Origin of the sequence: Marinicella rhabdoformis (assembly GCF_009671245.1) — a bacterium.
Lineage (GTDB): Bacteria > Pseudomonadota > Gammaproteobacteria > Xanthomonadales > Marinicellaceae > Marinicella > Marinicella rhabdoformis.
In genome coordinates this window covers 42972-58110 of record NZ_VTFS01000008.1, presented here as the reverse complement: position 1 = coordinate 58110, position 15139 = coordinate 42972, and the positions used below count along the sequence as shown (strand labels likewise).

Annotated in this window: 7 protein-coding genes; all 7 read right to left on the bottom strand. The window is 42.0% G+C overall.

The features are described from left to right. Positions 1–95: 95 nt before the first annotated feature. The 7 genes from FET73_RS14285 to FET73_RS14225 all read right to left on the bottom strand — a co-directional run bounded on the left by FET73_RS14285 (position 96) and on the right by FET73_RS14225 (position 15042). Positions 96–2411: a TonB-dependent receptor domain-containing protein gene (locus FET73_RS14285; protein ID WP_154224646.1), complete on the bottom strand. Its 2316-nt coding sequence runs from the start codon at positions 2409–2411 to the stop codon at positions 96–98. A gap of 158 nt (positions 2412–2569) precedes the next feature. Further along, complete coding sequence (locus tag FET73_RS14280; RefSeq protein WP_154224645.1) at positions 2570–3388, bottom strand: DUF4198 domain-containing protein; 819 nt, start codon at positions 3386–3388, stop codon at positions 2570–2572. Positions 3389–3390: 2 nt separating this feature from the next. Further along, on the bottom strand, positions 3391–3888 hold the full coding sequence (locus FET73_RS14275) for a DUF2271 domain-containing protein (RefSeq protein WP_154224644.1): 498 nt from the start codon (positions 3886–3888) through the stop codon (positions 3391–3393). A gap of 16 nt (positions 3889–3904) precedes the next feature. After that, positions 3905–4528 (bottom strand): PepSY-associated TM helix domain-containing protein, encoded by a 624-nt coding sequence (locus FET73_RS14270; RefSeq protein WP_154224643.1) that lies wholly within the window; start codon positions 4526–4528, stop codon positions 3905–3907. Between the two features lie 124 nt (positions 4529–4652). Continuing rightward, positions 4653–7118: a right-handed parallel beta-helix repeat-containing protein gene (locus FET73_RS14265; protein WP_154224642.1), complete on the bottom strand. Its 2466-nt coding sequence runs from the start codon at positions 7116–7118 to the stop codon at positions 4653–4655. 101 nt (positions 7119–7219) lie between these two features. Further along, a complete protein-coding gene (locus FET73_RS15110) occupies positions 7220–11863 on the bottom strand; it encodes an Ig-like domain-containing protein (protein ID WP_179952311.1) in 4644 nt (1547 codons plus the stop codon). A 326-nt stretch (positions 11864–12189) separates the two neighbouring features. Continuing rightward, positions 12190–15042: a M16 family metallopeptidase gene (locus FET73_RS14225; protein ID WP_154224641.1), complete on the bottom strand. Its 2853-nt coding sequence runs from the start codon at positions 15040–15042 to the stop codon at positions 12190–12192. Positions 15043–15139: the final 97 nt, after the last annotated feature.

The following is a 15139-nucleotide window of genomic DNA, read 5'->3' as shown; positions in this document are numbered from 1 at the left end:
ACAATACCAAACCCAAGTCACACAACCTACCTGCAATTCATTGGCATAAAAAAAGCCAACCTGTAACAGATTGGCTTTTTCTATACACAGTCAATTTAAAACTGATAACTGACGGACAGCCATACACTGCGTGCTTTTTGGGAGGTGTTGTAATCACTGACACAATCATAGTCATCTTGCGTATCAATTAACAAACAACTTCTGCTGGATAAGTCATCATCTAACAGGTTATTTATTCGTGCATTGAAAGATAAACCGTCACTGTAATTATAACCATAAGCCAAATGCCACAATTCATAAGATTTATAAAACAATTCTTCTGTAACCGGCCCTTGAGGTCCTTGAACGTCAGCAGTTCCCCGAAAACGTTTACTCCTGATTTCAGAAACCAAAGACAAACGACTCCGATCTGACATGGTCCAATTTAAAGTGGCATTAATCATATGCTCAGGTGTATTCACCAATGGCAATCCTTCATCTCTACCGCTGAGCACTTCACTGTCTGTATAGGTATAATTACCATTGAGGTACCAGTTGTCAGTGAAGTCAAATCGTGCTGCCAACTCTATTCCAAAGGTTTGTGATTTATCGACATTGGCCGCTTGCCTGAAACTGGTCATGCCCAACTCGGCCCAGCCTGGCCCCACATCCACACAGTCATCAACTGTGCTCACCAGTTCACAATTGGGCAAATTATCTTGGGTGATAATTTTGTCTTTGAAGTCATTAAAGAACAAAGTCGCATTGCCTTTGAACCTGCCATCACCATCAAAATAGGCAGCCATTTCATAATTAATGCTGGTTTCTGGCTGTAAATCTGGTGTACCCACAAATGGGATGGTACCTTGTCCTCCAAAACCAACAATCCCAGAGAACAATTGTTCAGGCTGCGGTGTTTTATAACCAGTACTGATCCCGCCTTTGAATACCCAGTTATTACCTGGATTGTAGTTCAAATAGACACGTGGACTGACTTGTCCACCAAAAACATTGTGGTCATCATACCTGAGACCAATGGTAGCTGTTGTGCTGGAAGATAAATCTATGCTGTCTTCAGCAAAAACAGCCCATTGTCTGTGTTTTTGAGTGGTTCCGGCTTGGTATCCATCACCGTAAAATCCAAAAGCACCATCTTCCATATCTGCATTAAAGTATTGCATGCCCAGAATGTAATAATGGTTTTTAAAACTCGATTCATAGCTGCTGTTTAAAATAAAGTTATCAATTTTTAAAGGCCGCTTTTCACGTGGAAGAAATGTTTGTTCTAACAGTTGATAAATTTCATCTGTAAGTTCTGGTAAAGCCATGCCTTGGTCTATCACAGCCTGATCCCAAATTGACTGTACATGCAACCTTTCTTCAACGGTCAATGGCAATGACCTGCCGTGATTCTCACTGGTGCTTCTGGTTAAGTTTGTAGTCCATGTCCCTTTATCTAGAGTAGCCACATGTGCTAAAACCATTTGTTCTCTGTCGAACTTCTGATAACGGGCATAACCGACTCGCGGGTTAACCACCCCACCTCGTAAACGCCACAAACTCACTGGACTGTCTAAAGTACCAGTTTGGCCCCTGGTGTTGTCATACCTTTGTTTAGCCACGTCATATTCAAAAGCCAGACTGTGTTGTTCATTGACTTGATAGTTCAAACTAAACCCTGTGTTGACATTTTCAGCTGCCACCACTTTCCTGTCACCAAAACTGCCTTCGTCTGTCCAAATAGATCCGTCAGGTAACAGCAAATTTTCACTGTATGTAGGTGCACTGTTTTCGCGATCAAAATAACCGCCACGGACTGAAAAACTCAAGTTTTCAACGCCAGTTGGCCCGGTTAAGAAAAAATCCACTTTGTTGTCATTGCCATACTGATCATCCAACTGAATATTCGAACTTAAGGTTACACTACCCAACAATTCATCTAAGTTTTTGCGGGTGATGATATTAATCACGCCACCCATGGCATCAGCACCATACAAAGTAGACATGGGTCCACGCACCACTTCAATCCGTTCAATGGCTTCCAGCGGTGGCATGTACATAAATTGGGCATTGCCAAAGTTATTCGGGCCAATATTACCCACATCACTTTGTCTCCGCCCATCAATCAATATCAAAGTGTACTGTGAAGGCAAACCACGCATGGTGATGCTGATGTTGCCATTTTTGTCTTGGCCGCTGCCCACATCGATGCCTTCAATGTTTCGCAGGGCATCTGCTAAGCTACCAAATGGTGTCGCTTGTAATTCTTCTCTGCTGACAACGGTCACACTGGCAGGCGCATCCACCAGTTTTTGTTCATACCCAGCGGCGGTCACCACCATGGCATCCATATCCGCAACGTCATCTTCTGCAATTGCCACGCCGCCAACAACAAGGCTTGAGAGCGCAACTACTTTTAAATTTATTTCCATCTACCTGCTCTTTGTTTAAGTTATTGCGAATTATAATGAGAATGATTCCTATTCACAACACTGAATATAAAATTATTTAAAATAAAAAAACCCGCAACAAAAATAAGCTGCGGGTCTAAAGAACAAAGCCCTATAAGGCTGAAAATGAAAATAATAAATTATTGAGGCAAAACTTCAAAAGTAGCCAAATAACTGGCATATTTAACTGAAATACCATTATCGAAATTGACGTCTTCTTTGTGTGAAATTTCCAATAAAAAGCGACCTGATTGAGACAAAGGTAACTTAACCTTGCCTTGAACATCTGTTTTGAAAGTGGTTTCGTTTTCAGAATTGCGATAGCGCGTGCCTTCCCAGACCATCAACACTTCAAGCCCTTCAATTGCCTGACCATCGACCAAAAAAACAAATGAAGCCTGCTCTCCTTGGTACAAGTCATTTGGGTGAGTTTCAGGCTGCATCTCTATGCCTTTGTTCGTTAACTTGAACACGCCAAAACTAGGGGCTCCCACAGTAACATATGACACCATTTTGGAATCTGATTGACTTATAGTTAAATTTTTTGCATTTTCAGGCAACTGAGTTTTTAGCTCAGCTAAATTTTGTCCACGTTTTCTTTCTTGTGGACGCTCACCTTTCTTAGGATTCACTTTATCGTAACTGGCAAAGTAGCCCGTACCTTGCGAAATGATTTCATAAGTACCTGGCTGACCTAAGTGAACATCAAAAGTGCTTCTTCGGTGGCCTGTGTATTTATTTTCAATAACACCTGCTTTACCTTCAGGCGTATTTACCCTTATATTGTCTAATGACCAAGGTCTGTCTGGATAAAATATGTTGTTTGACACAGTGGCATCCACTGCCACCCACTGGGGTTCAGATACATTAAAAATTGATGGTAACACCCACCGTTTATGCGCCTGAACTTGTTGTGAAATGCCGCCAATTAACAAACTGGCTAAGATGATCTTTTTCATTATTATTTCTCCGGATTGATGGTTAAGGTAACTTTGCCCATTTCAGACTGACCTTGGGCACTGACACTGAAAGCTTGTTGTGACGGCCATTCAAAGGGAAGCTTCAATACTTCTCGACCACCTACTTCTCTAGCGGCTTCAATTAAAAGGACATAGCGACCTGGTGTTAATTTGTCATTGATTTCGTCGTTCTTAAAACGCAAGGTGTGCATCCCTGGTCGTCTTGTGGCTCCTGTGACACCGTCGTAAGGCGCTTGTTGTCTGCGTCCTGTTTTACGCCACCACTGTCTTATGTCTTTGAGCCACTTGGTTTGATCGTCATACCACAAACTGGTGGCCAAAACGGTTTCTCTGTTTTCGGTTTCAATCCAAGTAGCCACATAGGGTGCGTGATACTCTGAAACGTCAAAAACTGGAATCTCTATCGCCAACTCAAATGCTGATTTTGCAGAAGCATTGAATGCCAACGACAACATTAATAAGAAACATAATTTTTTCATACGTAATAATCCTTCTTTAAATAAAATAAACCAACAACGCAGGAATTAACAGTCCTGATGCGGTGATATACCATGTGCTGGGTCTTCTTTTGGAATGAATTTGTAACAACCACAAACCGGTAAGCGAAAATATAAAAATGGCAACAGCGAACACATTGATAAACCATTTCCAAACCAAGCCAGTATGACGACCTTTGTGTAAATCATTGAGCCAGGCTATAGCTCCCCTGTGACTGACAGAATAGCTGAGGACAGCACCTTCAATATCAACAACAAACCATTTATCACCGCCAGGCATGGGTTGCTTAAAATAAACTTCATATTCATCCCACTCAAAAGAACCTTTGGAGTAGTTGAATTCATTTGGCTTTTGATTTTCCAACCATTGTATGAGGGTGTGCGGTAAAGCTTTAACTTCACCGTCGGAGAAATTTGATTTTATCGTTTGCACAACAGCCTTTGGCAAATTTAAATCGCCAGTTTCAACTGTTGTTTTCGATTCAAACCAGTCAGCGTGATTGAGCGTGATTCCTGTCAATGAAAAAAGTAACAAACAAATCAAAGACACAGCCGAGCTTACCCAGTGCCATGTGTGTAATAGCTTTTTCCAACTGCTTCTTTTTTTTGATTGCTTTGTCATTTAACACCCTTTAATCTTAATGCGAATTATAATCATTAGCATGAGCGTATGTAAACGGTTAATTAAACCTTGAGCAAAAAAAAAGACGCATAAAGCGCCTTAAAAAAATTATTTTCTAAATATTTTAATCAAATCCGTCTCTAAATATTAAATCATTAGATTCATATGCCCCCATATCAACTTGGTCACCCACTTCTCTTACCTTACCCAATAAATCAAACTGATCTTTAGGCCCTTGCAATAAACCACTGCCACCACGATCAATTAATGGGGAATCAGCAGGTAAGCTTAAGTCCACTGCTACCATTTGATTTTGCCAGTCGTATGCCTGAATGAATTTTGGATCGAGGTCCCTGTTATTGCCACCATCAGTACCCAGCAATGGATCCCATTGAACCTGAGCACCTGAGTTTTCAATGTCTGAGTGGATGATATACAAATCACTGCCTTGATTATCATTTAAAATTGAATGAGAAGAACTTCCTGCTATTGATTGGTCTTGGTTATTCCAAATCACTGTATTTTTTATATCTAAATCATGGGAAGAAATTGTAATTGCTCCACCTGATATTGAGCCATTCCCTGAAAATGTGCTACCAATCAATTCACTTGAATTCCCGTTTCCTGTAAGCCATACAGCACCACCATCACCTACAGCCTGATTTCCTACAAAGGCACTGTTTCTTATCTCTGTATTGGCATGTGACCTCATGGCACCACCACTTGAATCACTGGAATTGTTTATAAATACGTTTCGATTAATGTAAACATCTCCACCAGTAGCCATCAATGCGCCGCCATTGGAACCTGACAAATTCTCAGAAAAAATATTATCAATCAACTCACCATAACCCCTCATACCACCACCTTGACTGTCTGAAACATTATTTTCAAATCTTGAATCAGTTATCACACAGTCAAAGCAAGTTATTGCACCACCAACATCAATCGCATGGTTATTTATAAACAAACTGTTATTGATTTCGCAACCATCACAGTCAAAGATTGCACCACCAATTCGTTCAGATTGGTTACCAATAAAATTAACATTATCAAGTGTTACTGATTGATAGTTTGCATATATGGCACCACCATTTTCTTGCGGCAGACCATTGCCTCGATTATCAGTTTGAACACTCCCTACAGGCAAACGTGAATGACCTGCAGTGAATGTCACGCCATCTATCTTCCCACCATCAGATTCCAGTTCCATGATGTTGTAACTGTTATTACCCATGACATCACTTGGCGACTGAATCACACCATCGGCATCAGAGTCGACGTCATTTTGATCGATATCTCCACTGAGCACAGTTAAATAAATGTCGGGATTCCTCTGCTCCAATAATGTTTCATTTCCCGAAAAACCGCCAAAAACTTGATGACCTGAATTGAGCAAAAAACTGGCATCAGGATCATCATTTGTCACACCACTGCCTAAATCTGGATAATAAACGCCTTGGGCCACCCAAATGTCATGATTACCACTGACAGCCAGTGCATCATTGAGGTGTTGATAAGCTTCTTGCCAACATGCACCTACGTCACAAACACCTTCTATATTGGAAGTCGCTGATGCATCTACATATAAAACAGGCGCACTATCAAATTCAAACGCACCCACATCGCAATGACCATATTGCGGTCTGTCTACGCCTCTTTGATCATCATTGGCACAAGTAGAATCATTAGCTGAATCAATCGCCGCACTGTCATATGACAGGCCAACAGTCTGAGTCACACCACCGTTATATGCCAAAGGCAACAAGCCCGGATTACCAAACACATCACCACCACAGTTGCCTGATTCAATCAATGAATGATCAATTGTGACATTGCCTTTGTCATTGTCGCATGCCAAAGTATTTGTCCCTAACCCAGAAACCAAACTATTTTGTAAAGTTAATACACCCATGTTTAAAATGGCTGCGCCACCGAAGTGCTGAGATATGGTCAAATGCGACCCTTGAAATAGACCATCGTTATGGATCGCGGAGGCTATTGACTGAGTGCGTCCATTATTGTAAAAAGTGACGTTTTCAGCTGTTACTTGCCCATTGGATGTATTAACTATGACACCAAGATCTACAGAATGGTGTGCAAAAACAGAATCTGTAATCTCCGCAATGTGTTGGTTATGAATCACTGAATCAAGCGCACCTTGGTTATCTAAAAACTCGCATTGCGAAACAGTTAATCTGCCTAGGTTTTTAATTGCAGCACCTTCATCTGACACTGCGCCACCAATCAACTTCAATTGACTTATGTTCAAAGCGTCATTACTGTTTACCACATTAAATATTTGATGCCCATTTCCTGCAATGATGACTTCAAGCCCATCGCCATTTATTTCAACTGCTTGAGTGATATTGATAGTTGATTCAAGCGTAATGGTCATGGCATTTTGAAAACTGATTACTGCTTCTCCACAAAAACCCTGGTTCACAGCTTCCCGTAATGTGCCTTGCCCACTGTCAGCACTTGATGTAACAATCACTTTTGTATTACCAGCCCCTCCTCTACAACCCTGAGACTCATCGCCCCAAGCATGTGAAGACAATAAAATCAAAATCAAACATAAACGTGTCATAAACCCTTCCTCTTAGTAATATTCACATCTTAAGACATACACAGACAAATAAAAAGCCCGACATGTGCCGGGCTTTCATTGCTTAAAATTAAAAAACTAACTTACAAATCACAAGCCTGCTTATCAAAGTCATCTCGGAAAATATAATCTTGAACATTGATATAAAAAGTATGCTGAACAGTTGTGTCTATACCACCATCTGAATCACCACCATCATCTTGCATGGCAACCTCCACTTCAACCACACCAGGGTTACCGATGATGCTGTAGATCAATTGACCTGCATCATCCACATCAATATTGCTGATGATATTATTAGGTGGAACTGTTACCAACATATCTCTAACATTTTGTGAAACATCTTCATCATCAGGCCCCATATCAAAATAACATGCGATTGGAGCTGTGAGTTGATTGCCAAAAGCAGACGATGAAGCATAAACTTGCTCACTGGTTGTCATGCTGGGCTGGTCATTTACCGAATCAACTGTGATGCTTACAGTCGCCGCACTTGAATTTGTCGCGCCATCATTAACAGTAAAAGTGAAACTGTCACCGCCATTGAAATCAGCATCAGGCGTGTAAGTTAAGTTAGGCGCAGTTCCGCTTAAACTGCCGTTCGCTGGACTGCCAACCGAATAGGTCAATGGATCACTGTCTGGATCACTGCCTGTTAAAGTGATGCCTACTGCATTGTCTTCGGTTGTGTTCACAGTTTGTGCATTTGCCGTTGGTGCATCATTAACTGCGCTGACATTAATGGTCACTGTAGCGGCTACAGAATCAACTGTACCGTCATTGACAGTGAAAGTGAAACTGTCACCGCCATTGAAATCAGCATCTGGTGTGTAAGTTAAGTTAGGGGCTGTACCACTTAAGCTGCCGTTGCTTGGTGCGCTTACCGAATAGGTCAATGGATCACTGTCTGGATCACTGCCCGTTAAAGTGATACCTACTGCATTGTCTTCCGTAGTAGAAGTACTTTGTGAGTTCGCTGTTGGCGCGTCATTAACTGAATCAACGGTGATGCTCACAGTGGCCGCACTTGAATCAACAGTACCGTCATTGACTGTGAAAGTGAAGCTGTCACCGCCATTGAAGTTGGCATCTGGTGTGTAAGTTAAGTTAGGTGCTGTACCACTTAAGCTGCCGTTGCTTGGTGCGCTTACCGAATAGGTCAGTGGATCACTGTCTGGATCACTGCCCGTTAAGGTGATGCCCACGGCTACGTCTTCATCGGTGGAAACTGGCTGTGCATTTGCCGTTGGAGCATCATTAACTGCGCTGACATTAATGGTCACTGTAGCGGCTGCTGAATCAACTGTACCGTCATTGACTGTGAAAGTAAAACTGTCACCGCCATTGAAATCAGCATCAGGCGTGTAAGTTAAGTTAGGTGCTGTACCGCTTAAGCTGCCGTTGCTTGGTGCGCTTACCGAATAGGTCAATGGATCACTGTCTGGATCACTACCTGTTAAAGTGATGCCTACTGCATTGTCTTCTGTAGTAGAAGTACTTTGTGAATTCGCTGTTGGCACGTCATTAACCGAATCAACTGTGATGCTTACAGTCGCCGCACCAGAATTTGCCGTGCCATCATTGACAGTGAACGTGAAACTGTCATTACCATTGAAGTTGGCATCTGGCGTGTAAGTTAAGTTAGGTGCTGTACCGCTTAAGCTGCCGTTGCTTGGTGCGCTTACCGAATAGGTCAATGGATCACTGTCTGGATCACTACCTGTTAAGGTGATGCCCACGGCTACGTCTTCATCGGTGGAAACTGACTGTGCATTTGCCGTTGGAGCATCATTAACTGCGCTGACATTAATGGTCACTGTAGCGGCTGCTGAATCAACTGTACCGTCATTGACTGTGAAAGTAAAACTGTCACCGCCATTGAAATCAGCATCAGGCGTGTAAGTTAAGTTAGGTGCTGTACCGCTTAAGCTGCCGTTGCTTGGTGCGCTTACCGAATAGGTCAATGGATCACTGTCTGGATCACTACCTGTTAAAGTGATGCCTACTGCATTGTCTTCGGTTGTATTCACAGTTTGTGCGTCAGCCGTTGGTGCATCATTAACCGCATCAACTGTGATGTTTACAGTCGCCGTATCTGTGTCTGTGCCGTCAGTTATTGTATATACAAAGCTGTCAGAACCATTGAAATTAAGGTTCGGCGTGTATTCACAAGCATTGACGTTTTGTGAAACTGAACCACTTGTGGCAGTACCACAAGAAGTCACTGATAGAGTGTCACCTACATCAGCATCTGAATCACCAGTCAACACATTAACTGACACCATTACATCCTCATCTGTGCTTACAATGTCATCAACCGCAACTGGTGGAGTATTCGTAACTGCTGGAGTGTAACAAATTTCTAATCCCCAACTTGTCAAATCACCATTGTCTCCACCCGCTGCATCATTGATGTTTAAGGTCCAATTACCATTCAAATCTTCACCAACCAATGTACTCAAAGATCCCGAAGGTTGATATGTACCACCGTCAGTATAAGGACATGGCAATGTAGCACCGCCATTGTCATCAAAGTTAACATCAAAATCATCGTTTGAGCCACAAACTTGTGACACAAGTTCAACTTGAGTAGCAGCAGGTGACTGGATATCAAATGTCAAATCTTCAATCCAAGAATGTGTTCCAATTAAATTAACAACATTAACATCAGTAATTAAACCAGTATCATTAACTTGTATCACATCAGACATTGGCCCAGAAGTTCCTGTTGCCGGAATAGGCAATGGTACATTAGAAGATGTATATATCTGACACACTTCATTTCCAGTTGTGAATGAAAATACAGTGGAATCACCTGTTCCACAAGCATTTTCAGCAGTGACTCTCCAAAAATAAGTTGTGTTGCTATTCAAGCTGTTATTGGCTGTGTACGACGTTCCATTGATACCAGTGGTAGATTCCACAATATTACTGAACCCTACATCGGTAGAAATTTCTATTTGATAACTGCTGGCTTGGCTGCCTGCCGACCAATTGAACGTAGGTAGAGTTGAAACATCAGTTGCCGCATTGCTTGGCTGTGTCAAACCAGGAGATCCAGCGACTGCCAATACACTCAAGGTCAAATTCAAATCATCTGTGATGTTTCCATCCACTGAATCGGTTCCTGTTGCAGTTAATCCATATGAATTAGGTGTAACACCAGCCAAACCTGAAATATTTAAATTGGTGCTGTTTGTTGGGCTATTAACGGGATTCACAGAATAATTGCAACTGGCTCCAGCTGGACAACCTGAAACAGACATGTCAGTGCTGTTACCAAAGTCTGTTAATGTTAAGGCAAAAGCCGTATTTCCTTGACTGGCACAAACTGAAATCGTGTCATTTCCAGTTGATAGCACTGGATTGTTACCTTGATTAACTGCTATGACAGCAGCCTCTGCATCAACAATACCTTCACCACAGTCATTGACATTACAGTCAGAGCCATTAGGAAATGCCCTTGCTGTATTTTTTATAGCCGATTCGACTTGTGCAGGAGTTAAATTAGGGTTAACACTGTACATCAAACCAGCAACACCAGCAACATGTGGGGCTGCCATAGAAGTTCCCTGATAAAAAACATACGTTTCAGCTCCAGGGCCTTGCGCACCATCATTGAGTGTTGAGCCAACACCACCTTGCGCCACATTGACATCTCCCCCAGGCGCGGTAATATCGATTAAATTACCAAAGTTAGAATAATAAGCTCGATCCCCATTTCTGTCATTGGCCGCCACTGAAATCACATTATTACAGTTTCCTGGGTTGTAATCTTGCACATTATCATTATCGTTCCCTGATGCCACAACCACTACAGTTCCATTGTTTACTGCGGCATTAATCGCATTTTGTGATGCATTGCTACAAGCACCAGACCCCCCTAAACTCATATTAATTACTTGTGCTGGATTGGGATTGGCAGGTACACCACCCACTGCACCACCGGAAGCCCAAACGATGGCATCAGCAATATCTGAAGTTAAACCACCACACTTACCTAATACACGCACAGGAATAACATTTGATAGGTGAGAAACACCTGCCACACCCACACCATTATCAGTCAACGCGCCGATGGTTCCTGCCACATGCGTACCATGCCAAGAAGAATCTTGTGCCGGATTATTACCACATTCGTTGGCTGTGACCCAGTCACCAGGATCTGATGGGTCAGCATCTCTACCACCACCGTCATTGGCAACGAAAGTATTTGATATCATGTCATAACCACCAACAATATTTCCGTTCAAATCTGAATGGTTGGTAATACCGGTATCAAGGACCGCAATATTAACACCAGCACCACGGGTAATATCCCAAGCCGCTTCGGCGTTGATACCTCCAATAGCCTCATAATAATGCCACTGGTTACCATTATAAAGTGGATCGTTAGGTGTGAAAGTGGGTTGCATTAGTTTGTCTTCTTCAACATATAATACAGTTGGATCTTGACTGATTCTTTCGATAAATTCTTTAACTTCAGAATCATTGAAGTTTTTCTCTAAAATCACCACTTGCGAATCGTCATACATAAAACGACGATGAGATAAAGATGTTCCTGCCACATAACTCAAATTATTTAAATGATTTGCAGACCTGGCAGTGTCTGCATTAACACTTTCTTTGTACTTAATGATTAATTGATCAGGTATTTCTTTTGCACCTGCTGAAAATGTGATTGCCATGGAAATGGCAGTTGTTAACACAGATTTTTGAAACTTCATCTCTTCTCCAGAATTAGACAATAAAAGCCAATCATAATATTTGACCTAGGGTAGCAAACTACAAACGCTAATACAATCTATTACACATGCAGAAAAAAATGAACTTTTTTTAGACTACTTCCAACTAAATTTATATTAATTTACATTTAAATATGGTTTCAAAATGCCCTACCAGATTGAGACTGACATTTTTGTCACCCTATTCTATTAATATTTTTTTACTAAAAATTAAATCACATAAATTAATTTTGATGTTTTTTAATCTTCCATTGATCACATAAAAAACCCTCACTGGGAGGGTTTTTTTAACACGACACATCAGTGTGTTATTCAATAAGTTGTCCATCCTTATCTAAAACGATAGGCTCACCATAACCCAAGTCTTTAATTCGAGACAACTGAGTCTTGGCATCACCAGCAATCACATAAATCATTTGCTGTTCATTGATGTACTTGTCAATTAAAGTATGCGCTTGATCCAAAGTCATACCAGCCAGCTCCTGTTGTTCTTGCTCTAAAAACTGTGCGCTTTTATCAAAACGTGTCACATCATTAACTGTTGACAATAATTGATTCAAAGTTTCAAAGCGACGTGTATTACCCTTCTTCAACAGGTTTTGTGTTGTTGCCAAATCCGTCGCTGCAAAAGTCTCCGCATAATTACCAATCAAATCTTGTAATATTTGTAGTGACTCTAGAGTCACGTTACTGCGCACCTGCGTGGCGGCAATAAATGCACCATCATAATCACCGGCACTGATATAAGAGTAAGCCCCATAGGTATAGCCTTTTGTGATTCTGAGCATTTGAGTCAAGCGTGCGCTCGAACCTGAACCTAAACGGTTGTTTACAATCTCTATGGCATTGATGTCTTTATGCTTACCATCTGGAATATTTTTACCCACGAACAAAGCAGACTGTTTGGCATCTGGAATGTCGATAAAATACACGTGCGGTTTTTCAGGGTTACTGGTTTTGGGCATGACAGGCAGCACCACCTTGTGACTGCTTAATGAATCATTCAATGACTTGAGCGCCATTTTGGCCGCCATTGCATTGACATCACCTGCAAAATTGAACTGGCTGTTTTGAGCAGTCACATTGTTCTTAAACCAAGTTTTAACATCACCTAAAGTGATACTTTCAACCGAATCCAAAGTTCCTACCGTGGGGCGCCCTGCCACATGCGCATCACCATACAACTTTTTCATGAACACTTTTTGAGCCACTGCATTGGGGTTACCGTATGAGGCCTTGATGCTTTCTAAAGTGCGAGTCTTCACACGCTCAAAATCTGCGGCATCAAATCGCGGCTGGGTTAACATCTCTGTGACTAAATCCACTGTCGCTTCGAAGTTTCTGCGCAATGTCGTACCTGAAATTGTGATGGCAGTTTTTGAAGTCGATACATTGATGCCAGAACCCAATAAGCCAATGGCATCTTCTAACTCAGCTGGCGTCTTATTCGCCGTGCCTTCTGACAACATCGCAGCGACTAAATTGGCCGTACCGCCTTTACCCGCTTGGTCCAACAATTGACCGCCCGGAATACGCAAAGTAAAGTTCACCAAGGGCAGTTCATTCTGCTCGATGCCCGCCAATTGCATGCCATTAGACAATGAATCTCGCCAAATCACTGGAGATTTCATCACTGGCAATTCACTCAATGGCGGCTCTGATCGATCGTGTTTGCTTGGTGTTTTGGCAAATTCAGCATTTAAGTCTTCGGTGAATTGCTTTTCTTTGCCTTGAACAATTTGCTCTTCAACCACATCGGCAACTGTTGCATTCTCTAGTGCCAGTTCAGCTTGGCCCTTAGGCACGAAGCTGGTGATGATGGCTGGCTGGTTTTTGATGTATTGGTTATAAACACGCATCACATCTTCCTTGGTCACTGCTTTGATGTTGGCTATGTCTTGTTTGTAATACTCAGGGTCGCCAGCAAATTCGTTGTAAATCCCTAACTGAAATGCCTTGTTCAAAATACTGGATACTTGACTGTAAAACCCAGTTTCCTGGCGTACTTTGATTTTCGTTAAGGTGGTCTCTCTGACGCCTTCTGTTTCAAATTTTGCCAGCGATTCATCCAAAGCGGCCATGGCATCATCCAAATCGACACCGGCATTGGCACGCACTCGCAAAGTGAATGTACCCGTTAATTCTTCAGAACGGTTATAGGCAGCGATTGACGATGACAATTTTTTGTCTTCAACAATGGTGGTAAACATCGGCGCTTGTTTGCCACTGGACAGGACTTCGCCCAAAGCATCCAAGGCATAACTGTCAGGGTGGTATTCCTCAACAGTAGGAAAAGTTAAACGCAACTCAGGTAACTTGGCAAAATTGTCTTCGTGGTAAAAGGACTTGGATTTGCTCAAAGAAACACCCATAGGTTCTAAGTCAGCAACACCCTCACCTTTTTTAATTTCTCCAAACCAACGCTCAACCGAAGCTTTTGTTTCAGCAACATCGATATCACCGGCAATCACCAAAGTGGCATTGGCAGGTGTGTAGTATGTGTCATAAAATTCACGCACATCATCTAATGTCGCGTTTTGCAAATCTTCTAAATCACCAATCACCGTCCAGTTATAAGGGTGAGATGTTGGGTACAAAGCCTTTTTAATCACATGTGAGGTGTGTCCGTATGCGCGGTTGTCCACACGTTGACGCTTCTCGTTTTTTACAACCTGCTTTTCACGCTCTAAAGTCGCTTCTTTTACCGTATTGATCATGTAACCAAAACGATCAGAATCGATCCACATCAATTTTTCAAAAGCATCTTTCGGCACCACCTCATAATACATGGTGCCATCTGACCAAGTACCACCGTTTCTTGTACCACCTAATTCTGGAATCATTTTTCTGTTGGCACCCATGGGTACATTTTCAGAATTATTGAAAGACATGTGCTCAAAGAAATGAGCAAAACCTGTACGCCCTGCTTTTTCACGTGCCGAACCGACATGGACAATCGTAGCAATCGCCACAATCGGATCAGAATGGTCTTCATGAAGTATCACTTCTAAGCCATTGTCCAAAGCAAAAGACTGATAGGGTATGTCTAATGTGATTTCTGGAGTTGTATTTGACGCTGTATCAGGTTTAACGCCTGACCCACATGCCGTCAATAATGCGATGGCTGCAGCCATTGCAATAGGTGATAAGTTCAGTTTCATCTTTGTGCCCACTTTATAAAGGGCAAAAATTTTAACAGAAAGCAGACCACTCTGTTATAGGGCTATGGTCATTATTCCATCAAATTGATATGGTTAG

Coding starts and splice junctions, on each gene's coding strand:
- FET73_RS14285 (WP_154224646.1), bottom strand. CDS start 2,411: ATGGAAATAAATTTAAAAGTAGTTGCGCTCTCAAGCCTTGTTGTTGGC.
- FET73_RS14280 (WP_154224645.1), bottom strand. CDS start 3,388: ATGAAAAAGATCATCTTAGCCAGTTTGTTAATTGGCGGCATTTCACAA.
- FET73_RS14275 (WP_154224644.1), bottom strand. CDS start 3,888: ATGAAAAAATTATGTTTCTTATTAATGTTGTCGTTGGCATTCAATGCT.
- FET73_RS14270 (WP_154224643.1), bottom strand. CDS start 4,528: ATGACAAAGCAATCAAAAAAAAGAAGCAGTTGGAAAAAGCTATTACAC.
- FET73_RS14265 (WP_154224642.1), bottom strand. CDS start 7,118: ATGACACGTTTATGTTTGATTTTGATTTTATTGTCTTCACATGCTTGG.
- FET73_RS15110 (WP_179952311.1), bottom strand. CDS start 11,863: ATGAAGTTTCAAAAATCTGTGTTAACAACTGCCATTTCCATGGCAATC.
- FET73_RS14225 (WP_154224641.1), bottom strand. CDS start 15,042: ATGAAACTGAACTTATCACCTATTGCAATGGCTGCAGCCATCGCATTA.